The organism is Streptosporangium sp. NPDC051023 (genome assembly GCF_040689595.1).
Lineage (GTDB): Bacteria > Actinomycetota > Actinomycetes > Streptosporangiales > Streptosporangiaceae > Streptosporangium.
This window is the reverse complement of the sequence record NZ_JBFBCE010000117.1, coordinates 1-26,736: the sequence shown is the minus strand read 5'-3', so window position 1 is coordinate 26,736 and position 26,736 is coordinate 1. Positions and strand designations below refer to the sequence as shown.

The following is a 26,736-nucleotide window of genomic DNA, read 5'->3' as shown; positions in this document are numbered from 1 at the left end:
GGGTGCGCCCAGACGTGGCCGTCGGGGTCGAGCATGGCGAAGCAGAGCACCCGGATGATCCGCCTGCCCTTCTCGCCGGGCAGGTCGAAGGCGCCTGCCGACAGCGGCGCGCATCTCACCTGCTCCGTGGTCAGGCCGCGTTTGGCCAGCGCGTCGACCCAGGCCGGCTCCTGGGCGAGGATCCCGTCGACTGAGGTGAACTCCTCGGCCAGGATCGGCATCCCGCCGCGGGAGCCGTCGACGTCGACGATCGCGGCCACCGCGCCGGCGGTGAGGTCGACGGTTACGTCCCGGGCGTCGCCGGTCGCGGTGTCGAGCAGCAGCACCCGCGCCCGGCGGTCGGGCCTTGGCCCGGCGCCGGCCTGGAAGGCGAGTACCTCCTGCTTGTGCGGCTCGAGCAGGCCGACGTAGACGAACCGGACGCTCTCACCGGCCAGGCCGGCCTCGCGCACCAGGGTGGCGGTCCGCTCGATCTCGGTCGCGGTGAGGCTGGAAACCGGGGTGGTCAGGGTGGTCATGGGATCCTCTCGGGTGGGGCGCGTCGAGCCGCTCGACTCGACACCATCAGCACGCCGACCAGTACCAGGCCGAGCAGCCCGAGGCCGGGGGCGATCCGGCGGTTCCAGGCGGGGACCGCGATCCCGCGCACCGCCAGACAGACCACGACCGACAGACAGGTGGCGGCGAGCAGCAGCGGGATCGAGAACGACGCGACGCCGCCGGACCAGGTGAAGATCTGCAGCGCAGGGTTACCGATGGCGGGGCGGGCACCGGACGCCGGTGCCCGCCGCGGGGCGTTGGGGGCAGGTTGCCAGGACGATGGAGATGACGGTGCGGGTGACCGAGGCCGAGTCGTTGGCCGCGTTCGGGGTCTGCCGGGGTGGAGGCGGTGCGGGGGCGGTCACGGTGTAGCGCAGGTAGGGCACCAGGATGCCCAGGTGCGGCTGGGCGGCCAGGTCGAGGTCGGCGGCCGGGGGTGGGCGCCCAGTCGATGGTGAACTGGAAGCCGGCGATGGCGGTCGCTGTGCCGCCGCTCCGGGGGCGTCCGGTTCAGGCGGGCAGGACGTTGTGCGGGTACTCGCCGCCGACGTTGCCCGGCGACTCGAACACGAACACGATGTAGGTCTCGAAGTATTCGGAGCCCTGGCCGGCCACACGGGCCGCGCCGACCCTGATGGTGTCCTTCCAGACGAGCTGGCTGAAGTGCCCCGTCTTGGCCGGCTCGCCCGGCGGGTTGTCCCAGTCGTAGTCGGCGATCTCGTCATACCAGGAGGTCACGGCCTCGGCTGCGGTGTTGGGCGTGGGGTCGGAGCTTCCGCCCCAGAAGATGTTCTCGCCCGTGCCCTCGCGCAGGTCGGCGTGCCCGGCGGAAAGCCCTTCGTACTGTGAGCGGGACATCGCCCGGGTTTTGGCGTACTCGACCAGCTGAGCATCCAGCGCCAGGGGCGGCGCGTGATGCTGGGCGCGGTAGGTGTTGGCCTCGTTCAGCGCTTCGGACAGGAAGCTGTCGTCGGTGGCGTCGGGCAGAGCAGGGCGGGTTCCGGTCATCGCGATCACCTTGTCGTGAACGGAAGTGGGGCCCCTGAATCGTGTGCCGGGGCGCCTTGCCCGTCAACGTCCGAATGTGGACATTTGACCAGCGTATGCGGGCTGAAACCATGAACCGTTTTCGCGAATCAGAGATAGCTGCGGATTTTCGGCGATTGCCGCGGAACTTCTATTTGGCAGTGCCTGTTATCCGCGCGACAGACCGTACCGGCCCGGTTGACAACGCTCGGCGCGGCTGCTGGGCCGGTCCGCCGACCTCCTGGCCCCAGCATCGGCCCCCGGCGCCCTGATCGGCCACGCCCGCGTCTCCACCACCGGGCGACTCCTGGATCGGTAGATCATCGCGCTGACCGATGCCGGATGCCTGCGCATCTTCGCCGACAAGAAGTCCGGCGAGAACGTCGAACGAGAGGAGTCGAACGAGAGGAACTGTAGAAGGCCCTGGACCACCAGCGGCCCGGCGACGTCCGCCCGCCTGCTGGGGGTGTCGCGCTCCACCCTCTACAAACACGTGCCCGAACTGGTGAGTGGCTGTGCGGCCGTCGACGGGGCGAGGGGAGCTGGAGGCGGGTCCGCGATGATTCCCGCTCCGCACCGGGCCAAGGGCGGCACGGCACCGGCCTCATCGGTCTCACCGGCCTCGTCGGTCCGCCGGCCGTTCCCTGGCGGACTGGCGGTAGGCGTTGGGCGGGACGCCGTGCCGCTTCATGAAGTGCGCGCGCAGCTGTCCCGGCTGGAAGCCGACCTCGTGGGCGATCGTGGAGATCGGCTTGTCGGTGGTCCGCAGCAGCTCCTCGGCCTGGTCGAGACGCTGTTCGTGCAGCCAGGCGATCGGGGTCGTGCCGAGCGCCGCCCGGAACCGCCGCGCGAAGGTGCGCGGGCTCATCGACGCGTGCCGGGCCATTTCCCTGACGGACAGGGGCTGGTTCAGCCGGGTACGCGCCCAGGACAGCAGCTCAAGCAGGTCCGCATCGCCGGATCCCGTCACCCATGGCCGGGCCGGGGCGGCGGTGTAGCACGCTATCGACTCCCTGACCACCGCGTGGGCGATCGCCGTGCCGTACTCGCGCTGCAGCAGGTGCAGGAACATGTCGATGCCGATGGCTGTTCCGTTCCCGGTCACCACGTCGCCCGCGTCCACGTAGGGGGCGTACGGCTCGACCCTCACCGAGGGACGCCGCCGGGCGAGGTGTGACGCCAGGCTCCGATGCGTCGTGGCCGGGCGGCCGTCGAGCAGCCCCGTTTCGGCCAGCAGTACCGAGCCCGAGCAGAAAGCCGCCACGATCGAGCCGCGGTTGTGGGCCTTCCAGATCGCGTCGATGGCCCGATGGCTCAGGACGAGGGGGCGCTGGGCGGTCGGCGGCACGATCACCAGATCGGCCGCGGCCATCGCCGCGGGGCCGTGTTCCACATCGACCCTCCAGCCGAGGTCGGTGTGCACGACGCCGGTGTCGTCGGCGCACATCAGAAGGTCGAAGCGCGGCAGTCCCTGACGCGACCGGTCCACGAAGACGCTGCTCACGATGCTCAGGCCGAACGAGCTGACGCCGGGCGTGAGGTAGACGGCGACTGAGCGGAAGGGTTTCGACGCTCGCGGGCCTTGATCCGCCGGCCTGCGGAGTTCCATTCGTGGGGTGAGTCGGTCAAGGCGCAACGCGTGTGCTGCTGCTATCACTGCTTCTCCGTGAATCAACGGTCCATCGCCCGGCTGGGGAAATCTTCGGCGGAGCCCGCGGCGATGACGAGCCTTTCGAACATCGTTGAAAAGTCGGCGAGACGGCCCGCCGTACGGGCCCGCGCGCCTCATGACAGGAGGAACAGCCGGGCCCAGCGCGGTGGGGAAGAGGCCGTCGGCTCGGCGGCGAGCAGGACGGCCGCCACTCCCGCGGCCCCCCGCAGCAGCCCTGGGTTGTCGACCTCAAGACCCGATCCCTCGACATCGGTGTAGCCGAGGAGAGCCCCGGGGCGGAAGCCGCCGGCCAGCCTGGTCGTGAGATCCGCCGCCGCCGCCTTGAGGCGTGGGTCGCCGGTTTCACGGGCGAAGCTCAGGAGGATGGCCAGGTGACCGGCCAGGCCGTGACAGAGATTGGGGGAGTGCAGGGTGGGCGGATGGGTGCAGAGCGTGCGTATCGCCGTCACCGCCACCTCGAGCAGCTCCGACGAACCGGTCGCGACGCCGGCGAGGTACACGGCCCGCGCGATGCCCGAGCTGCCATGGCACCAGGAGCCCGCGTTCTCCACGGGATCGCGGGCGAGCGGATCGCCGCGCGGGCCGAGATCCACGGTCGCGGGCCACAGGAGGCATCCCGAACGCCACGTCGCCTGGTCGGCCAGCCACCGGCCCGCCCCGCGCAGGGCCTCCAGCGTTCCGGGCCGTCCCGTCCCGCCGTGGATCTCGAGCAGCGCCAGGGCGGCGAGGGGGCCCGCGACGCCGTGCGCCAGCCCGTAGTCGAGCCGGACGGCGCCGTCGAGGCGGTAGCTCATGCGGTTGCGGCCGTCCGGGCGCAGTACGGCCGCGAGCGCGTCGGCCACCGGGTGGGCGACTCGGTCGATCTCGGGGGAGCGGCCTCGGCTGAGGAGATAGCCCGCCCAGCCCGCCATCCCGTTCACCGTGTCGTAGGAGGCGGGGCCGGTCGGCGGCGCGAGGGCGAAGGCACGCATCCGCGGCAGCAGGACGGCGTCGAGCGAGGCGAGCAGCGACGTGTAGCGGGTGCCGTCACGGCTCGCGAGCCAGACCGCGGCGGCGTATCCGACCGTCCCGGAGAACAGCGCGAGCGGACGGGCCGGATCGCTCACCTCGTCGAGGCCCGCCGCCAGCAGCTCGTGCGCGGCCACGTCCCAGCCCTCGTCGGCGAAACGGCCGTCGAGCTCCGCACACATGATCGCCAGTCCGGCGCCCCCGAGGGAGACGCCGGACGGCGACCAGATGTTCACCCGCGCCTTGAGAGTGGCGCGGGCCAGCCGCGTCAGCGCCCGGTTTCGGATCGCGGGATCCAGCACGCGCCGTCCGACGTCGCGCGCCGTGGGAGCCGACATGGTGTCTGTCGTGGGTCGTCGGTCAGCAGACTCGGGATCCTTGATAGCAGCAGGTGTCGGTGCACGTCGGCTGCGTACAGGTGGACTGGATCGGGCTCAGCGTGCACTGCCAGCTCGTGGTCGAGCAGACGGTCATGCGCGTCACGGCCTCGTCCTGGACGCGCACGGGGATGCTGCGCATCTGCAGGTCGAATGCGCCGAGGGCGTTGTCGGGTCGTTCCATGTGGTCTCCCATTCGTGGTTGCTCCCGCGGGATCTTCGCGGGAGTTCCGGCTCTGCCGGTTTTCGGGGCGCCCGGGGCGCCGCCCGGCCATGAGCGGCCGGGTCATAAGAAGCTGGATCGTGGGCGGCCGGGTCATGAGGAGCTGGATCGTGGGCGGCCGGGTCGTGAGGAGCTGGATCGTGAGCGGCTGGGCCGTGAGGAGCTGGATTATGAGCGGTCGGGTCATGAGGGGCTAGCTCATGAGCAGCGCCGCGTCCCATCCGCTGTCCGCTACCCGGCCGGTTGCGTAACCGTGCAGCGCGAGCGCCGTTCCGGCCGCCCCGTCGAGCATTCCGGCGCCCTCCAAATACCGTTTCGGCGGCGGGATCGGATAGCGGAATCCGAACTCCAGGTCAGGGTCGAACAGCTCGACGGTGCGTTCGGCGGCCAGCTCCGCGACGTCGCTCGCGGTCGTGTCCCCCTCGCTGTCGGCGGCCAGGCGCAGGGCGATCTGCAGGACGCCCGCCGATCCGTGGCACACGGACGGGGAGGCCGGCTCCCACTCGGCCGCCGGACGGTCGAGCAGGGACCGCATCGCGTCGAGGGCGGCGGCCCGCCAGTCGCGCCGGTCCAGGGCCAGGCCTGCCAGCTGGATCGACCGCGCGATGCCGGGGATCCCGTAGCACCAGGTGGGCACGCACATCGGCGTCGGCCGCTCTTCCCCACGGTGCTGGTCGAAGGTGATCGTGTCGGGCCAGCAGACACCGGCGTCGTCGGGGCAGCGCCAGCTCAGCAGCCACGCGACGACGCGCTCCATCGCGTCGCGCTGCCCGGGCACCCGCACGCCCGCCCGCCACGCCAGGGCCAGCAGCGCGAGCGGCCCGGCGATGCCGTGCGCGACGCCGACGTTGGCGTGTCCGTGGCGGTACACCGGGTCATCCGGGATGTCCAGCCGCGGCCCGCCCGCGACCCACCATCGGGGGACGCTGTGCCCCGCGACCTCGCCGGTTCCGGTGAGGTCGACCAGGTAGCGCAGCACGTCGCGCAACACCCGGTCGTCCTCGCCGTACGCCATGAGCAGGTAGCGGCCGAGCCCGCTGATCCCGCTGATCACGTCGTACAGGCCCATGGACCCGGCGACGTGACCCGGGTCGTCGAGACGGCTGTGCCAGACGCGGGTGCGCTGCTCGGCCAGGTCGGTGACGTACCGGTCCAGGGGGCCGATCAGAGACTGGTACTCGCCGGGACGCGTCATGGCCGTTCTCGCTGCGAAGGCCAGCGCGGGAAGCCCGATGTACAGCGAGCCGCCGGTCGGGGGGTGCGGCCGGGTGGTGGCCTCCGCGAGCAGCCGGTGCGCGCTCTCCCGGTGCGCCGCGTCGGTACGGCCGAGCTCGGCGAACAGCAGCGCCGTGCCGGGATAGCCCATGGTCAGCGACAGGTCCTGGAACGCGCGCTCCTCGGGGCCCCCGGGGGCGACCGTCGCCCCGTCGTCGATCGAGCGCCGCACCCGGTCCAGGTCGGCGAGGCGCCCGGCGACGATTCCGGCGATCTCGCCCGCGCGGTCACGAAGATCGGTCATCGTGTGAACCTCGCTCGGTCGTTGTGCGCCGCGACGGCCCCGCGCGCCACGGCGTAGGCCGACTGCTCCCTCTCGGGGTCGATGCCCAGCAGCCGGTTGCAGTGCATGTGCAGGAGGCTCGTGACGGCCGCGACCTCCCGGTCGCCGTCCCGCCCGGCCGTGCCCTGGGCACGCAGGGCCCGGCCGTACTCGGCCAGCGCCGGTGCCCGTCCCTCCCAGGCGGCCAGGATCTCGGCGCCGCCGGGCTCCGCGGCCAGGGCGGTCCACGGCCCCGCCACGTCGAGCAGGCGGCAGGCGTCGGCCCGGCAGGCCTGGAAGGCGGTGTGGTGCGGCCCCTTGGAGTAGGCGTCGAGGAACCAGCCGGTCCATTCGGCGTTTTCGGTGTCCTCAGTGTTCTCGGTGTTCTCGGTGTCCTCGGCGAACCTGCGGCAGATGTCGACGCAGTTCGCCGCGGCCAGCAGCACCGGGTCGAGCCGTACCGCCCCCTGGCCGAGGGCCAGGAGCTGCCGGAGCACCGCCTCGCTGTCGGCCGCGAAGGCCCGCTCCGCATGCTCCAGGACCTTCTCCCCGCCGTAGCGGACGGTCTCGGGCTCGTAGGTGTCGAGAACCAGCTTCCGCATGAGACCCGCCTCGCAGTTGCGCGTGGCCCAGTCGTGGAGCAGCGGCAGCAGGCGCGCGTTCAGGACGGCCCGCTCACCATGGAAGCGCACGCGCAGATGGGCGGAGGGATCGCGATAGCGGATGAAGAACATCCGGTCGGCGTCCTGGCCGACGGCGTCCAGAAGGACGGGCAGGTGCTCGGTCAGCATCTCGTCCTGGCGGTCCTCGGCGACGTAGAGCTTGGCGAAGACCCAGTCGCCGCCGGGGACGTGCCGAGGCTGCCCGGAAACGATGGCGTTCGACGGCGGGCGCGCCATCGCGGGGCTGCCCGGGCGCGGCACCATCGGCACGACGATCTCGTTGGCGACGCCGCCGCACCACTGCGTCCCGTACTCGCCGCCCGCCGGGCGCTCCGTGATGACCGGCGGGGTCTCCCGGCGAGCCTCCCGCCAGAGCAGCCGCACGTGCAGCGGCACGGTGAGGTCGAGGGCGACCCGCTGGTCGTCGCTGGTCATCTCGATCTGGTCGGGCACCGACCAGCGCTCACGCCAGCGGTTGAGCTCGGCGTGCCAGTGCGGCCACGACGCGGCGGGATCGCGCAGCGCCTTGCTGAGTCGCCAGCGGGCCGAGGAGAGGATCGTCCGGTCGTACCGGACGCGCGGGTGATAGGGGAGCCGCTCCAGCCCCGTCCACTCCCACGGGCGGATGCTCCACCGGCGTACCTGCGTGATCTCGCTGAGGAGCCGGACCGCGTTCGGCTGCGCGATGTACGGGTTGAGCATGTGGGCGATCATCGGCATCAGCTCACGGCCCGTGGCGGACATGACGATGTGGAAGCGGTCCCGATCCGCGACGATCGCGAGGTCGTCGACGCCGTGCACGCGCCCGTCGTCCCGCTCCGCGAAGGCTCCCATGACCACCTGGTGCGCGGTCATGACCGGGACGCGGCTGACGTTGCCCGAGCGGGAGTTGTTGGGCTGGAACCGCACCTGCGCGAGCAGCGCGTCCTGGGGAGTCACCTCGGGACGCGCGTAGAGCTCCCGGATCCGGTCCGCCGTGTCGCCGAGCAAGGGAAGGAACCGACCGAAGAAGGCTCCCGGTTGGGGGCCGCCGACCCCTCTGGAGATCACCAGCCGGAAGTCGCCCGCCGCGACGGCGTCGAGCGACGCGCCGAGCAGCGTCGCGGACATGTCGACGGCCGCGGGTGGGCGCGCCGACATGTCCTCCTCGGCCAGGGCGGCGACGGTCGCGTCGTCCAGGACGACCTCGGCGGCGCCGGTGCGGTGCGCGTCCTGCAGCAGGTCGGCCAGTAGCTCCTGGCGTTCCGGCCAGGGCCGTTCCCGGTTGTCGAACGGACGCGTGCTCGGCGGCCGAAGGTAGGCGGCCGGGGCGCCGAGCCCGCGCTCCGGATCGAGCAGCTCCTTCAACGGCACCGCGCGCCCGTACCCGTATCGCTCAACGAACTCGTCGTGATAGTCGCGGAGGTGGTCGGGCACGGGGTCGGGGGACATGCGCCACAGCACCGTGGCGGCCTCGGTCATCTGGCGGGTCACGATCGACGGCAGCCGGGCGTCCGCGTCGACGGCGAGGTCGATCTGGAGCGGGTGCTCGGTCACCTGGATCCGTCCCATCGCCGCCGTCAGCGAGCGCAGCCGCGCCGTTCCGGCGCCGATCGGGAGCCGTGCGTACTCGCGGAACGCGCCGGGCAGGTCGCCGAGGCGCCGCACGTCGTCCAGCCCGGTGACGGGTGCCAGCTTCTCGATCACGTAGCCGAGAGCGTCCGGGGCGTCCGGCGGTGGACGCAGGTCGGTGAGCAGGAACTCCTTCTCGACGAGCTGGACGAGCATGCCGTGTACGGCCTCGGCCCGCACCCCGAAGGCGTCGGCGAGACCGTCGGCCAGCTCCGGATACGGTACCGGGCGGGAGGCGAGCTCCAGGGTGCGCCGTACGGCGGCCGTGTATCTGACCGACACTTCCTGGGTGCGGGAGATGAAGTCCTTGCTGTCGACGTCCCGCACATAGGACAGGACGAGGCGCTCCCCGCGCTGAGCGGCGAGGTCGTTTCCGACGAGCCGCAGATGCGGCAGGACCTCCGGGTGCCTCTCCCACCGCATCACGGCGCCGAGCAGCCATTCGGAATCCGCCTGGATGAATTTCTCCCACGGGCCACGGAATTCGAATCGTGGGTTTTCTTCGATGGTTATGGGCGTCACGCCGGCCATGAGCCCGAAAGGCGTGGGCCGGTGGGACATGCGAATGAGGTATTTCGTGACCGTGTACACCATGCGGCGCAGTCGGGAGAAGGGGATCGGGTGCCCTTCCCCGACCTTCGCCAGCTCGCGGGCCAGTGCCGGGTTGGAGACCGTGAGTGCCTCGCGTACGGCGTCGTCGCCGATGACAGACCGCAGGTAGTCGACCATACGGCTCGCCTGGTCGCGGTCCTCGGGATCGAGGTTGGTCAGCGTGTGGACCGCCTGCTCCCGAGGGAAGACGGGTAGTCGCAGGAACCCGAAGGACGCTGCGGCGAAAACCGGTCCGTGAACGGGGCGTGCGTTTGTCACCGATTTTTCCCGCCTTTCGAATACATGTCCTTATGTTTGGCTGAATTAAGGTGTCGTTCAACGGGTGATTCTGCCAATTTTCGCGGTATTCCTGCCATGTGTGTCCCACGGGCTTGTTCCCTCTTCGGGACATTTGGAGGCTGGGGTGTGCGACTTCTCCGCGAGCCGGCAGAGATCTCTCCGGCGGGGCCCGGGTGCGTGACACGCTGAAACCAGAACGTGCCGAGCCTCGCCGTAGCGCGTCAAGCTCCTGATCGCCGGTTTCCGCTCCGCTTCGGTGAACGGGAAACGCAACGGCGGGTGACTCGGTCACGAAGATTCGACAACGTGCGTGACAGACCAGGGTCCGGTCCGCGATCGTGGAATACCATCAAAACGCTCCACACCACCACACCCTGGCCGGGCTGTCGAAGAGGTGACCATTGCCGAGTCCCCACCCCCTTGGAGCGGCGGATCCCGGGCAGATCGGCGACTATCGGCTGACCGCCGTTCTTGGCCAGGGTGGTCAGGGAACGGTGTACCTCGGGCGCGCGGCCTCGGGGGACGACGTGGCCGTCAAGATGCTGCACGCGCACCTGATCGAGGACCCGGAGGCGCGCAGGCGTTTCCTGCGGGAGACCGACCTCGCCCGCCGGGTCGCGCCGTTCTGCACCGCCAGGGTGCTGGACGCGGGAATGCATCAGGACCGGCCGTACATCGTCAGTGAATACGTCCCCGGCCGCTCTCTTCAGCAGGTCGTGCGCGACGACGGCCCCCGGACCGGCACCGCCCTGGACCGGCTCGCGGTCACGACGGCGACCGCGCTTGCCGCGATCCACCGTGCCGGGATCGTGCACCGGGACTTCAAACCGAGCAACGTCATCCTCGGGTCCGAGGGCCCCGTAGTGATCGACTTCGGTATCGCGCGCGCCCTCGACCACACCGCCACACGATCGGGGTCGGTCGGAACCCCCGCCTACATCGCGCCCGAGCAGCTCACCCAGGACGCGGTCGGGCAGGCCGCCGACATATTCAGCTGGGCCGGCACGATGGTCTACGCGGCCACCGGCCACCTCGCCTTCCCCGGTGACACCCTCCCCGCGCTGCTGCACGCCGTCCTCCAGCAGGATCCCAACCTGTCCGGTGTGCCCGAGGGCCTCCGTCCCCTGCTGGCGAAGTGCCTCGCCAAGGATCCGGCCGCCCGCCTGACAGCCGCCGACCTGGTCCGCATCCTCACGGGAGACGCCCCGGCCGCCACCCCCTCCCCGCCAGGACCGGTGGCCTCCCCGGCGGGACCGATGGTTTTCCCGACAGAACCTGCTGCTTTCCCGACAGAACCGCTGGTTTCCCTGACAGGTCCGGCTGCTTCCCCGGCAGGCCCGGCGGCCATGACTCCCCTGACCGAGCCGACCGTCGTGGCTCCCCCCGCGGATCCGGCGCGTACCCGGCTGTTTCCCCGTCGCGCGCTGGTGGCCGTCGCGGTGGCCGTCGCCGTGGTGGTGGCCATCCTCGCGGTGCGGGCCTTGCCCCAGAGCGATGCCGGAGGGAGCGGCTCACCTCGGCCCAGCGCGGAGAGCTCCCTACCGAACCGAGACCCGTCACATCTTCGGACCCCGACGGCGAGTGGGACTCCGGCGGCGAGCGGAACCCCGGCGGTAAGCGGGACACCGCTCCCCTTTGGCACTCTTGTCGGCGAACCCATAGCCGTTCACGACAACGACGTCCGTTCCGTGGCGACCGGCCAGATCGACGGGACGCCCGTCATCGTCACCGGATCCGACGACGAGACCGTGCGCGTGGTGGACCTGCGGACCCGGCAGCAGCGCGGTGAGGCCCTTCAGGGGCACACCGAATGGGTCCGCTCGGTCGCGTTCGGGCAAATAGACGGCGCACCCATCGCGGTCAGCGCCAGCGACGACGACACGGTACGGGTGTGGGACCTGCGCACCGGAACGCAACGCGGCGCCCCCATGACCGGCCACGACGGCGATGTCAAGGCGGTGGCGTTCGGGCAGCTCGACGGCACGCCCATCGCGGTCAGCGCCGGAACCGACGCGACGGTACGCATATGGAACCTGCGGACGGGCAAACAGCGCGGCTCGTCCATCACCGGGCACACGGGCGGGGTGTGGGCGGTCGCGGTCGGGCAGCTCGACGGCACGCCCATCGTGGTCAGCACCGGCGACGACGGCACGGTCCGGACGTGGAACCTCAGCACCGGAGAGCAGATCGGCCCCGCTCTGAGCGGGCACAGGGGATGGGTCCGCTCGGTCGCGCTCGGGGAGCTCGACGGCACGCCCATCGCGGTCACCGGCGGCGAGGACGGCACCGCACGGGTATGGGACCTTCGAAAGAGCAAGCAGGTCACCGTCCTGTCGGGACACACCGGGGAGATCTGGTCGGTGGCGCTTGGGCGGATCGGCGACCTACCGATCGCGATCACCGGGGGTGAGGACCGCACCGCACGCGTGTGGAACCTACGGACCGGGAAACAGATCGGCTCCCCCCTGACCGGACACGACGACCGCCTCTGGGCGGTGACCTTCGACGATCTCGACGGCCAACCCGTCGCGATTACGGCGAGCAGGGACGAGACGGTGCGTGTATGGAGTCTCGGCCCCCCGTGAGCCGACACGCTCGCCAGGCAGGATCGGCCGCGCCGAGCCGGGTGCGGTGCTCTTCACCGACAGCCAGGTTCTCGCCGACGTCGCCCTGGCACTCTGGCGCTCTCGGCCACATGGTCGTGCACCGCGGAATCGGACCTAGAGGGACGAACGGGTGCTTTCCTATGCTCTGTGTGCCTGTGCATGACGAGCTCGAACCTGTGTACGAGTCTGTGGAAACTGTGGATAACTCGTTCGACCCCACATGGGATGTCGCCCCGACAATCTGTCCAAGGTGACACCTGCGGCGTTTGACAGGTGTGAGGAGACATGACTTGAATGACCTTCGTGTCGCGTGACGTCGGCGAGGAGAACGCCGATGCCATGGAGGCATCGTAAGCAGGGGGTTATCTCGTGAATTCGCAGTTCACCGACCTCATCTGAGTCTTCGTCGCCGCTCTGCTCAGCCGGTTCTGAGCGCAGGGACATGCCACTGATCCGGCGGCGTTTTCACGCCTGATCGCCGCATGCCACATGCCCGGATGCCACATGCCCGCATCCCGCATGTCGCATGTCGCATGTCGCATGTCGCATGCCCGAATGGTCTTCCCCGCGCTCACCCGGCGTGTCCTCGACCGCTGTGTGTCGAAGGGGCAGGCCTGCCCGCAGCCTCCACGCACTCCACGCACTCCACGCACTCCACGCAAAGGATTCCTTCGTGCACGTCACCCATGTCCCCGCCACCCCCGATGACAGCGCCGCGGTCCTGGCCGAGATCAGGGCGATGGCCACTCAGCCGCCCGCCCTGTCCGCCGACGCCGATCTGACGCCCCTTCTGCCGCAAACCGGCGGTGTCTCCGCGACGTGGGTCACCGCTCCGGACGCCTCAGAGCCGGGCATCACGGTCTATGTCCACGGAGGCGGGTTCGAATACGCCAACCCTCCGATGGAGAGGATCATGGGCTACCGTCTCTCCCAGGCGACCGGCCGCCCTGTCATGGCGGTGGACTATCCACTCGCTCCCGCCCATCGGTACCCGGTCGCGCTCCAGGCCGTGGTGGCCGCCTACCGGAGCCTTCTCGCCCAGAACGTTCCCGCCTCCCGGATCATCCTGGCGGGCGAGTCGGCAGGCGCCACGCTGGTGCTGTCGGCGCTGCTCGTCCTCAAGCAGGACGGTGACCCCCTGCCCGCGGGGGCGCTGGTCGTCTCTCCGCAGACCGACCTCACCCTGTCCAGTCCCTCGATCGACGCCAACGACGGCCAGGACGTCGTCAACCGGGCGGTGCTCGACCACGTCCGCACCCAGTACCTGGACGGCGCCCGGCCGGATGAGGGGCCTCAGTCTCCCCTCCACGGTGACCTCCGCGGGCTGCCGCCGCTGCTGGTCGTGGCCGGATCGAGGGAGGTGCTTCTCGACGACGCGCGTCGCTTCGCCGAAGCGGCTTCCACCGCCGGAGGAAGCGTCGATCTGGACATCTACCAAGGCATGCCGCATGCCTTCCATGCGAGCGTGCTGGCCGCGGATCCCTCTCCAACCGCGCTCACCCTGCTCGGCCGCATCCGGGAATGGAGCGGTTCGCTCCCGGACGCGAACGGCTGAGCCCGCACAAACCCCCCGCCCATCAGGAGCGCTTGGACCGGGGGGTTTCTGCGGGATTCACGGTGCCGCAGCTCAGCGGGAGCGGCCGAGGAAGTCGCGGATGAGTGCGGCGATCTCGGGACCGTGGGTCTCCAGAGCGAAGTGCCCCGCGTCCAGCAGGTGGATCTCGGCGTCCGGAAGGTCGCGGGCGAAGGCCCTGGCGCCGTCGGAGCCGAAGATCTCGTCATTCTTGCCCCAGGCGACCAGTGTCGGCGGCCGGTGCGTGCGGAAGTACTCCTGGAAGACCGGGTAGCCGTCCAGGTTGTTCTTGTAGTCGGCGAACAGCTGGAGCTGGATCTCCTTGTTGCCCGGCCGGTCCAGGTAGGCCTGGTCCAGGGTCCAGGTGTCGGGGCTGATCAGGTCGAGCCGGTCGACGGGGACGCCGTGGGTGTACTGCCAGTGGGTGGCCTCGGCCGTCAGCAGTTCGCGGACCCTGGGCTCGTGGGTGGCACGATCCTGGGCGTGGGCGAACAGCGGTTCCCAGAAGGGGGTGAAGCCCTCCATGTAGGCGTTGCCGCTCTGGGTGATGAGCGCGGTCACCCGCTCGGGGTTGCGGCTGGCGATACGCAGGCCGATCGGCGCGCCGTAGTCCTGGATGTACAGGGCGAACCTGTCGGCCCCGAGCTTGTCCAGCAGGCCGATGGTGAGCTCGGTGAGCGCGTCGAAGGTGTAGTCGAACTCCTCGACGGTGGGCATGCCGGACTGTCCGAAGCCGAGGTGGTCGGGGGCGATGAGGTGGTAGGAGTCGGACAGGTCGCGGATGAGGCCGCGGAACATGGCCGAACTGCTCGGGAAACCGTGCAGCAGGACGATCGTGGGGTTGGCGGGGTCGCCGGCCTCCCGATAGAAGATCTTCTGGCCGTCGATGTCAGCGGTGCTGTGCCGTACTGAGGTCATGCTGTCTCTCCTTGAGTAGTGCGATGGCGGTCAGGCTCATCAGCAGGGCGAGTCCGAAGTAGGTCCGGTAGCCGTCCGCCATGAGGTGGATGAGGGCCGCGACGCCGAGTCCGGCGGCGGCGGAGAGTTGGTGGACCACCCAGGCGGGGGCCAGGGTGCGGCCGAGGCGGGCGGGGTCGAGACCGCGCGAGAGCACGGCCATGGTGAGCGGGATGACGGGGAAGGACGAGAGGCCGAAGATCACCGCACCGGCGATGAGCGCGACCGGGTCTGTGGCCACGAACACGAGCAGCATGGACAGGGCACGCAGCGCGTGCAGGATCCGCAGCGGGATGTCCGCCGGATGGGTGCGCAGGACGCGCACCAGCACCGCCGAGGTGAGCCCGGCCGCGACCGCGGCGACGGCGACCAGCAGGCCCGCGTCGGTGACCGACCAGCCCAGTTCGGTGGCGTGCTTGGGCAGGATCAGCACGGTCACGTACATCGTGGCCGCGTGCAGGCCGAAGGAGGCCACGATCCGGCCCCGGCCGTGCAGGCTCTCCATACCTCCGTCGCCGACGGCAGCGGGCCGGTCGGCGGGCAGGACGGCGGCGATCACGAGGGTCGCCACCAGGCCGATCGCACCCAGGATCGCGTAGGTGGCGCGGATGCCGGCCGGTTCGAAGAGCGCGGTCGCGGCCCACGGGGTGAGCAGCTGCCCCAGGTTGATGCCGATGGCGGCGCGGGTGAGCGCCGGTCCCGCGCGGGTGCCGTACGATCTGCCGATCAACGTGCTGATGGTGAGGCTGGAGGAGCTCGCGAACCCCAGCCCGCCCAGGACGGTGTAGACGGCGACGAACTGCCAGGTGCTGGTCACCGTCGCCAGTGCCAGGTAGCTCGCCGACATCAGCACGAGCCCGATGACCAGCACCCGGCGGGCGCCGATCCGGTCGAGCAGCGTCCCGACGTATGGCTGGACCACCCCGGTCAGCGCCGTACTCAGCGCGGCGGCCATCGCCAGTGCGGTGATGCTCACCCCGTAGGAGGCGGCGGCGGGGGCGAAGAAGACTCCGGCGGAGAAGTTGAGGCCGAACGAGACGGTCGTCGCCGCCAGCGCGGCCCAGGCGGTCCTCATGATCTGACCTTCTCCGCGAGCGCGTCGAGCAGACCGCGCAGCAGGTCGACGGTGGTCTCGTCGACCAGGTTGCCGCCCTCGTCGAAGCGCTCGTAGGAGCGGAAGACCATCACCTCGGGCTTGACCACGACGTCGGAGTGGGTCCAGACGAACACCTGCCGCAGCGCGAGTTGAGCCCGGACCGTGCCGAAGTTGGTGGGCGCGGCACCCATGATCGCCACCGGCTTGCGGTTCAGCGGCACGCCGGTGGTCTTGGCCCAGTCGGTGCTCGCCCAGTCCAGCGCGTTCTTCAGCACACCGGGGATGGAGTAGTTGAACTCCGGGGTGGCGATCAGCAGACCGTCGGCCTCGGTGACGCGGCGGCGCAGGTCGGCCACCGGGGCCGGCCACAGGTGCTCGCTGTCGAAGTCCATGTCGTAGGGCGGGATGTCACGCAGGCCCGCATAGATCTCGATCTCCATGTCGCGCGGCTGGAACTTCTGCGCCGCGCGCAGCAGGGCGCCGTTGTGGGAGTCGGCACGCAGGCTGCCGTTGATGCCAAGGATCTTCATGGCCGTCCAATCGGGGAGGGGTCATCTCGACGCTAGGGCTGACCTGCGGCGCGGTCAGGAGGCCCAAGCCGCCAGGCGGGGGACTATTCGCGTCAGCCGAAATATCGCGGCTCCTCATCGAGGAATTCGTCGTGTGCTCTATTCCGCCGACGGAATTGCGTCTCTGAGAAGTTCGTCCAAGAATGACCAGTTGTGATGCGCATCCTGGCGGGGGCGCCGACTCTCTTCACGGGTACGGCCGCCGCCTACCCTGTCAAGGACGTCCCCGAGCTCACCGCCGCTCCGCGCAGGCGGCACCTGGACGACGGCCTCCTCCGGGAAGGCCGGGAAAACGCCTGGGAAACCTGGTGGCGGCGGCATCGATCCTTCGGCACGACACGGTACGACGCTGGCGCGAACTGCCCCCCTCCTGACGCCCGCACGCCTCTGAACAGGAGCTGTTCACGCCATAGCGTTGAACGAAAACCCCACATAGCACCACGAAGGATCGTCATGACCATCGACCCCATGCCGGCCATGGCCTCAGCCCAGGCGGGCGTCGAGCAGAAACACGTCGAGACCGCTCCCGAGGGGCGTACCTACCACGGACGGCACCGCCTCCCCTCGCAGCCGAGCCACACCCCTGACATGAACGCCGCCGCGGGCACAGGCGGGACATCCTCATGAGCGGCATGAGCTTCGGTGCGGAACTGCGCCGCTGGCGGTTGCTGCGTGGCATGGCACAGCTGGAGCTGGCCTACCGTGCCGGCACCGGCCAGCGTCATCTCAGCTTCCTTGAGCGGGGGCTGACCCAGCCAGGGCGGGCGCTGGTCCTACGGCTGGCCGAGCAGCTTGAGCTGGCTCCGTCCGAGCGCGACGCCCTGCTCCTGGCGGCCGGTCTGGCGCCGGAGCCCGAGCCCGAGCCGGAGGGACTGACCGCCGGGCAGCGTGAGATGCTGGAGAACGTGCTCAGGAGTTACCTGCCCCACCCGGCGGTGATCTTCGGTCCGTACGGCGGGGTTGCGGTGGCCAACGAGGCCGTCGCCCTGTTCACCGAGGGTGCTCCGCCCGAGCAGCTCAGCGAACCCGCCTCCCTGTGCCGTCTGCTCGCGAACCGGGTGGCCGACCTGCCCGCTTGGGCGAGTCACGTGCTGGAGGGCCTGCGCGAGGTCGCCAGGAGGAATCCGGACGTCCGGCTCCAGCAGGCCATCACCGAACTCTCCACATACGTGCCGGAGAGCAGGCCCGGCAACCAGGGGTTCGTCGCTCCGCTGAGGCTGCGCGATTCCAACGGCGAGCAGTGGCTGATCTCGGTGATCACCTCACTCTCCCCGGCGGCCGACCCGGCGCTGAAGGGTTACCGGCTGGCGACCTTCCTGCCCGCGGGCGGCGAGGTGCCGGTCTCGTCGTGAACGAAGGGTCCAACTCGGTCGGCATGGCCCGCATGCTCCTGCGGGCCCTGTCGCACGCCGGTATGGACCCGAGCCGCTTCGCCCACCTGCCCGACCTCCAGCCGGACGTGCTCGTCGACGACCTGGCCAGGCCCTCCACACCCACGCTGGCGTCCATGTGGGAACAACTCATCACCCACGACCTGGGCACCGCCATCGGCGTCAACGCCGCCTCCCTGGCGCCGCTCGGGACCTACGGTGTGTGGGACTACCTGTTCACCAGCGGCGGGAACCTCATCGAGAGCGCCACCCGTGCCCTGGACTACGTGGAACTGGTCGGCGACCCCACCACGGAATGGAGCGAGACCGTCGAGGACGGCCGGCTGTTCGTGATCCGGCATCACACCGGTTTCGCCGCACCCGATGTGGTCCAGGCCATCGAGATCTTCGCCCAGGTCCTGTGGCTCAGGAGGGCGCGCGAAGCCACCGGACGGCCGATCGTCCCGATCCGTGTCACCTTCCGCCACCGGCCACCCCGGGAGCACGCCCACCTGGTCGAGGCCTTCGGCACCCGCAACATCGACTACGAGGCCGACGCCAACTCCCTCATCGTCCTCGACGACGACGCCCGCGCGCCGCTGCCGATGTCGCAGCCGGGCATCGAGCACGTCCTGGTACGGCACGCCAACCAGGTCCTGGCCTCCTCCAGGCCGATCCTCGACTGGCCGGGCATGTTCCGTCTCGCCCTCGACACCGTCCTCGCCGAGGACGGCGCGCCCACCCTGGAACGGGTCGCCCAGCGCCTCGCGATCAGTCCCCGCACCCTGCAGCGCCGCCTCGGCGAGAACGGCACCAGCTGGCGCGAGGAGATCGAGTCAGTACGGCAGGCGCAGGCACTCAAGCTGATCCGCGGTACGGACCTGCCCATGCAGGCGATCGCCGCCCGGCTTGGCTACAGCGACGTGCGGGCGATGCGCCGCGCCGTACATCGCTGGCACGGCCACCCACCCCACACCCTCCGGGCCCAGCCCAGTGCGATCGGCGGCGCACGGACCTCGTCCGCCTCGGGCATGCCCGGCTCCGGGTAGAACTCCATATGCAACCTTTCAACTCGTGCACTGCAGACGGAAGGACGCCCAATTGGAGTAGGAGTGATTGGGGGAAAGGATCTCGATCGCCTCCGAGTACGAGCCCGGCGCACCGATCCGCCAGGTCGTGCTGACTGACTTGGTCGTCTGGCCCAGGCCGAAGGACAGCTCCTGCACCGGAGTCGCCCCGTTGTCGCTGCGGATCCAGCGGTAGCGGACCGTTTCCGGGGTCAGCAGGACCGCGATCTGGCCGGTGAAGGTGAAGGTGTGCCCTTGCGCGCAGTCACCGCTCCAGCTTGTGGGCCTGACCTGTACAAAGGCGGTGGGATAGGCCATGACGGCGGAGGCCCTGCCCGAGGGCGGGGCAGAGCCGGTGGCGGCTCCCGCCGGTGCCGCAGGCATCGTGGCTGCCACGCTCAGCGCGGCGATCGTCGCGGCTGCCAGTCGTGTCCAGTGCATCGCTGTTCCTCTCTTGAGGCCGATGTATTCAGTGAACAAAGACCTGTGGGACCGGTCCATGACAGCCGGTGCCGTAGGCATGCCCAGCGCGACCGACGCCGCCGTCGCGCGCCCGAGTCTCCCTTCGGACGGCGACAAGCCGACCGCGGCGTGCGCGCTGATCGACGCCTCCGGCCTGGGACCCGGCGTTCACCCGCCTGAGGTGGCGATCGATCCCGGCCGGTTTTTCGCCGACTTGGCCAAGCGGACCGGGTCGGTGGAGGTCGCCGTAGAGGTGTCGTGACGGCTTATGCCGCCGTAGAGCGTGAACAGGCGGATGCCGCTGTCGTCCTGGTCGTTCTGCTCCTTCAGCAGCGACCAGCAGCGCGCGGTCAGGGCGCGGGCCCGGGCTCCGGGCCAGGGCTGGGGGAGAAGCTCGGGAGGCAGGAGCGGGTCCGCCTCCATCGCGCGGGTGAACTCCGCGGCCAGTTCCACCGCGATGGTCAGCCGCTGCGTCCCGGACAGGTCTGCGGGACCCTCGATGAGCGCGAGCCGGGGCTCCGCGACCGCGGCGAGCCGGTCGTAACGTTCGGCGATCTCGTCCAGCGGCCACATGGCGCGGGTGAGCGCGATGGGATCGGTCTCCTCGCCGCGGCGGAGGTCCCGGGTGGTCAGGAAGGTGACGTGGTCGAGGATGTCCAGGCTGCGGGCGTGCTCCTCGACGTACGGCTCCCACGGATTGGCGCTGAGGTAGAGGCCCCCGTGGACGGCGGCGCCGCCGAGGAGGGTGAGCGTGGCGCGCAGCGCGTCGCGGGCGGGCCGCGCGCTTTCCGGTACGGCGAAGCCGACAAGGTGCCAAGCGCCGTCCCAGGGGGCGAGCCCGGCGTCCTGGTGGAAGGCGTGGGTGACGAATTCGACGTCGAGACCTATCGCGCGTTCGGCGCTGCCGGTGGCGCGCAGGATCGCCTTGCGCCCTCGTCCCTCCTGGACGAAGCGTCCCTCGGCGACCAAGCGTTTGATGCACAGGCGAACCTGCTGGTCGTTCATGTCCAGCAGGTTCGCGGTCGCGTAGAGCTCGCCGGCGTCGACCGTGAGGTCGGTGCGGACGAGCGCTTCGACGAGCATCCGGGTCGGGACGTGGACGTCCATACTGTGGCCTCCAAGGGAACTATCGCATCAACTTCGATAGTTGAATGTATGAAAATCAGGCGCCGATGACCCGTGTCACCGCGTTCAGCAGGGTGCGGTGACGATCGTCGGCCAACGCGTCGGCGGGCATGGTACGCGGAAGGAAGGCCAGCGCGAGGCCTCGCCGGGGATCGCCGAGGCCCAGGGCGCCGCCGATGCCCGGATGGCCGAAGGCCGTGGGGGAACCAAGTCGCCACGCGCGGCTGGGCAGGGCGAATCCGCACCCGTAGGCCGAAGGGATACCGAGAACCCGGTCCCGTCCGCGGGCACGCGGCCGTACGGCCGCGCGCCAGGTGCGCTCGCCGACGAGAGGGGACTCGGTGCCGGGCAGGAGCAGGTCATAGAGCCGGGCCAGGGAGCGGGTTGTGGCGATGCCGTTCGCGGCGGGCAGGTGGGCGGCCAGGGTCTCCGGACGGCCGACCCACAGGTCGGGAGGCTCGGTGAGCGCTCCTCCAACGGTCATCGCCTCCCACACCGGTGTTCCGGGGCGGGCGAAGACCGCGGTGGTCAGCCGGACCAGGAAGGGGACGCGGGTGGCGGTGTGCACGGGCGCGGGTGGCGGGCTCGCGTACGCGCCGCCGATGCCGATCACCAGGTCTCGCGGCCGGCACACCAGCTCGGCGAGCACCTCGCCGAGCCGTCCACCGGTGATGCGGCGGACGAGTTCGTCGGCGAGCGTGCCCCAGGTGACCGCGTGGTACCCGGGCCGCCCCGGGGGCCAGCGCGGGGGTTCGCCGGCGAGGACGTCGGCGAGCGGACGTCCGTCCAGCACCTCCGCGAGGGTGGCGCCGCGCCTGGGGGCGATGAGCCCGGCCTGATGGCTCAGCATGTGCGCGACGGTGATCCCGGACTTGCCCCGGCGGCCGAACTCGGGCCAGTACCTGGTCACGGGCGCGTCGAAGTCAAGGTCGCCGCGGTCGGCGAGCACCGCGAGGCAGGCGGCGGCGATGCCCTTCGAGGCGGAGAAGACCACCTGGCGGGTGTCCGGGCCGTATGGGCCCGAACCATCACTCCCGCCGTACAGGTCGACGACGGTCTTGCCACGGTGAATGATGTGCAGCCCCGCGCCGTGTTCGCCCGGTCCGCTCATGATCGCGGCGAAGGCCTGGCGGACCGGCTCCCACCCGGGGGCGACCTCACCGCGAATGACCTGATCGATGTCGGTCATGGGGTGCGGTCCACCTTGACGACCTCGTCGCGGCCGGTGCGGGGCGGGTCGCAGTGGGCGGCCAACTCGTCGAAGTACCTCTCCGGGTCGAGTACGGCGTCCGGCGGGTGGACGCCGAAGGCGCGCACCGTGCCGTCGAGAATCTGTGCCGCCGCGAGGGACAAAGGGATCCCGGTCGCCCTGGCCATCCCACGCGGTGAGGCGATCAGCCTTGCGCCGATCCGGTGCGGCAGGCCGTACCGGATCCCGGTGGCCAGCGCGAAGAAGGGGGGAAGCGAGCCGGGGCCGCGCAGCGAGAGCCGGCGCATGGCCGAGCGGGCGAAGCGGGCGGCGGTCGGGGTCTCGATCGCGGCGGCGGCCTGTTCCAGGAAGAGCTTTCCCCGGTCGACCTCCTCGCGCAGGACCATCAGGTAGGCGGCTGTCTCCGGCTTGACCACCATGACGCAGGCGCAGTCGCGGGTGATCGAGCAGGTCGCCGGGAGGGTCAGCGGTTCGGGATGGCCGACGGTGTAGGCGGTGCCGGTGCCCAGCCCGGGGTAGTCGAGTCGGACGGGTTCGAGCGGCGGGCGCTCGGCGGGTTCGCCGTTCGCCCAGGTCCTGATTTTTCCGGACAACTGCTGCATCCAGTGGACGAGGGCGGCCGAGCCTTCGCCGGGCGAGCCGTCAGCGGGGTCGTCTCCGATGAACGGGACGTCCACCGGCCAGGCGGTGAAGACGTCTTCGACGGTGTCCAGTTCGCGGCTCGCCAGCGCGGCCAGCATGTTGCTGGTGCCCGGGCTGGCCCCGGCTCCGATCACGGCGATCACGCCCGCCTTCCGTGCCTCGGCGTCCATGGCGAGCATGTCCAGCGTCGGCTCCCAGTCGTCGCAGATGTCGGCGTAATGGGTACGGCTCTCGATCGCCGCCCGCAGGATCGGCACGCCGAGCCGGAAGAAGGGGCCGGTGGTGTTGAGGACCAGGTCGGCATCGTGGAAGAGTTCGCGGAGCCGTACCGGATCCGCGGCGTCGACCGTCGCGGCCGAGACGCCTGGGAACCGGGCGGCCAGGCGTTCTGCGGTCGCGGTTTCGCGGTCGGCGATCACCAGTTCCGCGATGTCCGCGCGCCCGGCGAGTGCTTCGACGACGGGTCTGCCCATCGCTCCGGCCCCGCCCAGCGCGACCACACGGTATCGCTCACCCATCGAAGACCATCCCCTTGCGGACGTCGAGGAACGCCGACCTCAGCCGGTCGATCAGGTAGTTCTGGCCGGCCGTCCACGGGTCGCGATCGCCCTGCTGGGGGAACAGGTGGGCGGCGCGCTGGATGTAGGTGGAGGTCAGGCCGAGCAGCGGGCGGCGGGCGCCGCCGCGAGGGAAGACAGGCATCGCGGTGGTCAGGCCGTGCCGCCCCATGTGGTCCAGCAGTCGGACGACGTAGCGGGAGGACAGGTCCGCCCGCAGTGTCCATGACGCGTTGGTGTACCCGACGCAGAAGGCCAGGTTGGGCACGCCGCTCAGCATCAGCCCGCGGTAGGCGGTGGTCTCGGCCAGGTCGACCGCGCGACCGTCAACCGACACCGCGATCCCGCCGAGGGGGATCAGCGACAGGCCCGTCGCGGAGACGACCACGTCCGCCTCCAGCGTCTGCCCCGACTCCAGCTCGATCCCGTGTCCGACGAAGCGGGCGATCCGGTCGGTGACCACCGACGCACGTCCGGCGGCCACGTCCAGGAAGAGGTCGCCGTTGGGGACGACGCACAGCCGCTGGTCCCACGGCCGGTACCGAGGCGTGAAATGCCGGTCGAGATAGGCGGGATCGGGCAGGAACCGGAGGATGCCCTTGCGCAGGTACCGCTTGGTCTGCTCCGGGTAGCGCCTGCTCAGCCAGTAGGTCAGCTGGCTGCTCAGCACGTTCTTGGCGCGAATCAGCGTGTGGGCCTGCGGCGCGGGCAGCAGGCGGCGCAGCAGGTCGGCCGCCGGATCAACGTCGGACAGGGAGGCCAGGTACGTCGGCGAGCGCTGCAGCATCGTGACGCGGCCCGCCTGCTTGGCCAGCGCCGGCACGAGCGTGACCGCGGTGGCCCCGCTGCCGATCACCACGACCTTCTTGCCTGTGACGTCGAGGTCGTCCGGCCAGAACTGCGGATGCACGAACCGGCCGCCGAAATCCGCGATGCCCTCGAACTCCGGCCGGTGGCCGTGGTCGTAGTCGTAGTAGCCGGCGCAGACGTACAGGAACGAGCACGTCCACGCCTCGCCTTCGGTCTTCACCGTCCACCGGCCGTCCTCCCAGGACCAGTCGGCGGAGAGCACCTTGGCCCGGTAGTGGATGTGCCGGTCGATGCCGTGGTCGCGGGCGGTGTCCTCGATGTAGCGGCGGATGCTGTCGCCGTCGGCCAGCGACTTCTTCCCCCGCCACGGCCGGAAGGCGTAGCTGAGGGTGAAGATGTCCGAGTCCGACCGGACCCCCGGATAACGGAACAGATCCCAGGTGCCGCCGGGGCGGTCCCTGGCCTCCAGGATCGCGTACGTCCTTCCGGGCTGCCGCTGGATGTGCCACGCTGCGCCGACGCCGGAGAGACCGGCTCCGATGATCAGCACGTCGACATGCCGCGTCATGGCGTCGAGTCCGGCGAGACGATCGAGGGCGGGGAGAGCCAGAGGTCGGTGATCGTGGAGGAGAACAACTGCTGTGCTTTCTGTCGAGGTGGTCAGCGGGTGACGGAGGCGTGGTTCCTCCATGGTCACCGCCCGTGTTTCTTCACGAACTCGGTGAGCGAGTCGAGGTAGCCGGGCACGTAGATCGAGCGGGGCGCGGCGACGAACGTGATCAGACCCCAGACGCTGTCGGGGTTGTCCAGTTCGTATTTGACCGCGCTGTGGGAGCTGTCCCGGAGCTTCTCGACCGTGAGCAGGCCCCGGGGGATGCCCGCACGATAGGTGGCCTCGGTCTCCTTGACGTCGACGTTGCGGTCGTGGTCCCCGAGCATGAGAAGAGTCGGGGTACGCACCTTCGGAAGCTGGTCCGTCACATCGGCGCGGAAGTTCTGGAGAACGAACCGCCACCGGTCCCTGCTCATCGGCGAGTTGTCCAGCCCGGACGCGAGGTACTTGTCATACGCGGCGCCTTCCTCCAGAAGGCGGAGCCGGGCGGCACGCCGGCGGAGTTCGGCGTCGAGTTTTCCGGCCGGCGCACCCTGATCCTGGAGTTCCGCCCGCAGGTTGTACTCGCCCTGCCGCACCCAGTTCACCGCCGCCCCGACCAGGATCATGAAGCGCAGGTCGGTACGGTCTCCCGCCACCTTGGGCAGCACCCAGCCCCCCTGGCTGATCCCCCACACGCCCAGCCGATTCGGGTCGATCTCCGGTTGCCTCTTCGCCCAGTCCAGCGCGGCGTCGACCTCTGCGCTGCGATCGCTCATGCTCTGGTGGAGCCAGTTCCCCGGCGCGCCGCCGACGCCGGGCTTGTTCCAGGACAGCGAGGCGTATCCGGCACGTGCGAACGCCTCCCAGATCGGCCGGTAGACCTCATCCCCGGAGGCGTCCGCCACGCCGTCCCCGTGAGCGAAGACAACCAGCCCCCGCGGCCCCTTCCCCTCCGTCGGCAGCGCGAGCACCGCCTTCAGCGGCTGCTTCGGTCCGGGGATGGTCACCTGCACCTCGCGCACGGCGAAATCGTTCTGCACGACGATCCACGCACCGACCCCGACAACCAGGACGAGCACGCAGGCGAAGGTGATCCAGAGTCGTTTGACCCATTTTCTTGCATTCATAAAACGATCGTAACAGATACGATCGCAAGAATAGCGAACGAAACTTGGCTGTGCCGGTACCGTGGCAGCGGCAAGCCGGTCACCGCGATGGCCAGGCCGAGCCCGGACGCCATGAGAAAGACCAGGCCGTAGCCGTCGGTCGTCGTGAGCGCCGCCAGGCCGACCACCTCGCCCACCTGGCCGGCGGTGTCGGCCAGAGCCCGCAGGTCAGCCCTGCTCTCCTCGTGCGCCAACGGCGATCTTCATCCACTCGCCGCCGCTCAGACCGCGGCGCGCAGAGCGCCTGCGCCAGCGGCGGCCGTCATGAGGGACGGCGCGCACCTGCGTGGCGGGGTCCCCAATAGCACAACTCTGCCGAGACCTCTTCTGAACAGCGTTGACAGTAGGAATCCGCAGATTTGATGTTCGATATATCACACAAGGGCCAAAGTAGGTCCAAGTCGCCGACGAGCTCACGTCGCTGCCGGATGAGATCGTCATCGACAAGGAGGGAAACCAGGCGCGTTCTTTGGCATGCCGCTCGCCTCCTGGTGCACGCCGGGTGTGACACGGTCATCGTCACGGGCATGACGATCAGTGAACGCGTGCGGGCGACCGTACTTGACGCCTTCCAGTACTGATCGAGAAATGCCCCAGCTTTCTCACTCAGTATAGAAACGGGCCCGGAAAATGAGGCGGCGCCCGCCGTGGCGGGCGCCTTTAATCCGGGACGGCCTCGGGGTGGCGGATATTCGTTGGCCTGCCACCACGAGGCCTTCCGGTAAGCAGTGACGGTCGACTCGTCAGCAGAACGTGTAAGAGCTGATCTTGTCGTTGGCGGCGCTTCCGACATTGCTCGTCCTCTGGTCGGGGCCGAGCCTGACCAGTTCACTCCCGCTGGCGTTTATGTGCTCGTAGAAGCAAACCGTGTACGAGGTGCGGTTCCAGATGGAGCTGGTCAGGTCATTCATCTGAGATCCGACGTTTGCGCTGGTGGGCCCCGCTTCGTTGCGGTAACGCCCCTCGCCGTTAATGTCGCCATAAAGGCAGACATATCCTGGGTAGCACTCGGCCCAGGCCAGTACCTTCGCCTGCGCCGGTGTCGCGCTGACCAGGGCGGCCGAAACGCTGATTACCACTGACGCTGCCCGAAGTCGCTGCTTGAACATGGGTTTCATGAACACTTCTCCTTGTCTTTTCTCTTCGAAATGAACTGGATCGCCGGGTAGCGGAAACGCGAGAGGAATTCCGGATTCCTGATGATTTCCCGGTGCGTGCCTATGGAGATCGTCTGCGGGTGCGCCAGGGGTGGACGATGGGGTGAGATCGGTGTCGTGCGGGGCCACCTTGGGTGACGCGGGGGCCATGCCGGCTGGCAGCTTCTTTCGTTTGCCGTGCTTCCCGCCTTTCGCTTCGTGTCCGTGTCGCACGACCGCCCGCTACC

At 69.9% G+C, this 26,736-nt stretch carries 22 protein-coding genes and 1 pseudogene; 5 read left to right on the top strand and 18 right to left on the bottom strand.

The window, feature by feature from the left end; all coding sequences use genetic code 11:
• The 7 genes and pseudogenes from AB0395_RS43230 to AB0395_RS43200 form a co-directional block, all read right to left on the bottom strand.
• A pseudogene (locus AB0395_RS43230) lies at nt 1-518 on the bottom strand (histamine oxidase); the annotation flags it as partial.
• A gap of 532 nt (nt 519-1,050) precedes the next feature.
• Nucleotides 1,051-1,548 carry a CAP family protein gene (locus tag AB0395_RS43225; RefSeq protein ID WP_366292603.1) on the bottom strand — a complete coding sequence of 166 codons (498 nt, stop codon included), beginning with the start codon at nt 1,546-1,548 and terminating at the stop codon, nt 1,051-1,053.
• A 631-nt stretch (nt 1,549-2,179) separates the two neighbouring features.
• Nucleotides 2,180-3,175, bottom strand: coding sequence for a helix-turn-helix domain-containing protein (locus AB0395_RS43220; RefSeq protein WP_366292606.1), 996 nt, complete (start codon nt 3,173-3,175; stop codon nt 2,180-2,182).
• 176 nt (nt 3,176-3,351) lie between these two features.
• Complete coding sequence (locus AB0395_RS43215; protein ID WP_366292600.1) at nt 3,352-4,584, bottom strand: lanthionine synthetase C family protein; 1,233 nt, start codon at nt 4,582-4,584, stop codon at nt 3,352-3,354.
• A 22-nt stretch (nt 4,585-4,606) separates the two neighbouring features.
• The gene (locus tag AB0395_RS43210; RefSeq protein WP_366292598.1) at nt 4,607-4,807 is read right to left on the bottom strand and encodes a hypothetical protein; all 201 of its coding nucleotides are present in this window, start codon (nt 4,805-4,807) and stop codon (nt 4,607-4,609) included.
• 232 nt (nt 4,808-5,039) lie between these two features.
• Nucleotides 5,040-6,365: a lanthionine synthetase C family protein gene (locus tag AB0395_RS43205; RefSeq protein WP_366292596.1), complete on the bottom strand. Its 1,326-nt coding sequence runs from the start codon at nt 6,363-6,365 to the stop codon at nt 5,040-5,042.
• Nucleotides 6,362-9,526: a lantibiotic dehydratase gene (locus AB0395_RS43200; protein ID WP_366292593.1), complete on the bottom strand. Its 3,165-nt coding sequence runs from the start codon at nt 9,524-9,526 to the stop codon at nt 6,362-6,364. The genes AB0395_RS43205 and AB0395_RS43200 overlap by 4 nt, the downstream gene beginning before the upstream one ends.
• A gap of 422 nt (nt 9,527-9,948) precedes the next feature.
• Between AB0395_RS43200 and AB0395_RS43195 the strand changes: the two genes are divergently transcribed.
• Together AB0395_RS43195 and AB0395_RS43190 are read left to right on the top strand one after the other, a co-directional pair.
• Nucleotides 9,949-12,132 carry a protein kinase gene (locus tag AB0395_RS43195; protein WP_366292591.1) on the top strand — a complete coding sequence of 728 codons (2,184 nt, stop codon included), beginning with the start codon at nt 9,949-9,951 and terminating at the stop codon, nt 12,130-12,132.
• A gap of 694 nt (nt 12,133-12,826) precedes the next feature.
• Complete coding sequence (locus AB0395_RS43190; protein WP_366292588.1) at nt 12,827-13,708, top strand: alpha/beta hydrolase; 882 nt, start codon at nt 12,827-12,829, stop codon at nt 13,706-13,708.
• A 72-nt stretch (nt 13,709-13,780) separates the two neighbouring features.
• Here AB0395_RS43190 and AB0395_RS43185 read toward each other — a convergent pair whose 3' ends face one another.
• Genes AB0395_RS43185 through AB0395_RS43175 form a run of 3 tightly spaced genes read right to left on the bottom strand, consistent with a single transcriptional unit; the run spans nt 13,781 to nt 16,309 of the window.
• Nucleotides 13,781-14,644 carry an alpha/beta hydrolase gene (locus AB0395_RS43185; RefSeq protein ID WP_366292585.1) on the bottom strand — a complete coding sequence of 288 codons (864 nt, stop codon included), beginning with the start codon at nt 14,642-14,644 and terminating at the stop codon, nt 13,781-13,783.
• Nucleotides 14,616-15,758, bottom strand: a complete 1,143-nt coding sequence (locus AB0395_RS43180) for an MFS transporter (protein ID WP_366292583.1) — start codon at nt 15,756-15,758, stop codon at nt 14,616-14,618. Before AB0395_RS43180 ends, AB0395_RS43185 begins: the two co-directional genes overlap by 29 nt.
• Nucleotides 15,755-16,309 carry an NADPH-dependent FMN reductase gene (locus tag AB0395_RS43175; RefSeq protein ID WP_366292580.1) on the bottom strand — a complete coding sequence of 185 codons (555 nt, stop codon included), beginning with the start codon at nt 16,307-16,309 and terminating at the stop codon, nt 15,755-15,757. Before AB0395_RS43175 ends, AB0395_RS43180 begins: the two co-directional genes overlap by 4 nt.
• A gap of 492 nt (nt 16,310-16,801) precedes the next feature.
• Between AB0395_RS43175 and AB0395_RS43170 the strand changes: the two genes are divergently transcribed.
• The 3 genes from AB0395_RS43170 to AB0395_RS43160 are packed head-to-tail and all read left to right on the top strand — an operon-like array spanning nt 16,802 to nt 18,767.
• The gene (locus AB0395_RS43170) at nt 16,802-16,975 is read left to right on the top strand and encodes a hypothetical protein (RefSeq protein WP_366292577.1); all 174 of its coding nucleotides are present in this window, start codon (nt 16,802-16,804) and stop codon (nt 16,973-16,975) included.
• Entirely contained in the window at nt 16,972-17,700 is a 729-nt protein-coding gene (locus AB0395_RS43165) for a helix-turn-helix transcriptional regulator (protein WP_366292574.1), read from the top strand. The genes AB0395_RS43170 and AB0395_RS43165 overlap by 4 nt, the downstream gene beginning before the upstream one ends.
• Nucleotides 17,697-18,767, top strand: a complete 1,071-nt coding sequence (locus tag AB0395_RS43160; protein WP_366292572.1) for an AraC family transcriptional regulator ligand-binding domain-containing protein — start codon at nt 17,697-17,699, stop codon at nt 18,765-18,767. Before AB0395_RS43165 ends, AB0395_RS43160 begins: the two co-directional genes overlap by 4 nt.
• Nucleotides 18,768-18,785: 18 nt before the next feature.
• On the opposite strand, the gene AB0395_RS43155 is transcribed toward AB0395_RS43160, so the two are convergent.
• The 8 genes from AB0395_RS43155 to AB0395_RS43120 form a co-directional block, all read right to left on the bottom strand.
• Complete coding sequence (locus AB0395_RS43155; protein WP_366292569.1) at nt 18,786-19,226, bottom strand: hypothetical protein; 441 nt, start codon at nt 19,224-19,226, stop codon at nt 18,786-18,788.
• A 189-nt stretch (nt 19,227-19,415) separates the two neighbouring features.
• Nucleotides 19,416-20,354, bottom strand: a complete 939-nt coding sequence (locus tag AB0395_RS43150) for a PaaX family transcriptional regulator C-terminal domain-containing protein (RefSeq protein ID WP_366292566.1) — start codon at nt 20,352-20,354, stop codon at nt 19,416-19,418.
• A gap of 55 nt (nt 20,355-20,409) precedes the next feature.
• Nucleotides 20,410-21,561, bottom strand: coding sequence for a serine hydrolase domain-containing protein (locus tag AB0395_RS43145; RefSeq protein ID WP_366292563.1), 1,152 nt, complete (start codon nt 21,559-21,561; stop codon nt 20,410-20,412).
• A complete protein-coding gene (locus AB0395_RS43140) occupies nt 21,558-22,742 on the bottom strand; it encodes a saccharopine dehydrogenase NADP-binding domain-containing protein (RefSeq protein WP_366292560.1) in 1,185 nt (394 codons plus the stop codon). Before AB0395_RS43140 ends, AB0395_RS43145 begins: the two co-directional genes overlap by 4 nt.
• Nucleotides 22,735-24,159, bottom strand: coding sequence for an NAD(P)/FAD-dependent oxidoreductase (locus AB0395_RS43135; protein WP_366292558.1), 1,425 nt, complete (start codon nt 24,157-24,159; stop codon nt 22,735-22,737). The genes AB0395_RS43140 and AB0395_RS43135 overlap by 8 nt, the downstream gene beginning before the upstream one ends.
• A 125-nt stretch (nt 24,160-24,284) precedes the next feature.
• Nucleotides 24,285-25,313, bottom strand: coding sequence for an alpha/beta hydrolase (locus AB0395_RS43130; protein ID WP_366292556.1), 1,029 nt, complete (start codon nt 25,311-25,313; stop codon nt 24,285-24,287).
• Nucleotides 25,310-25,546, bottom strand: coding sequence for a hypothetical protein (locus AB0395_RS43125; protein ID WP_366292553.1), 237 nt, complete (start codon nt 25,544-25,546; stop codon nt 25,310-25,312). The genes AB0395_RS43130 and AB0395_RS43125 overlap by 4 nt, the downstream gene beginning before the upstream one ends.
• A 549-nt stretch (nt 25,547-26,095) precedes the next feature.
• Nucleotides 26,096-26,470, bottom strand: a complete 375-nt coding sequence (locus AB0395_RS43120; protein WP_366292550.1) for a peptidase inhibitor family I36 protein — start codon at nt 26,468-26,470, stop codon at nt 26,096-26,098.
• Between the last annotated feature and the right edge of the window lie 266 nt (nt 26,471-26,736).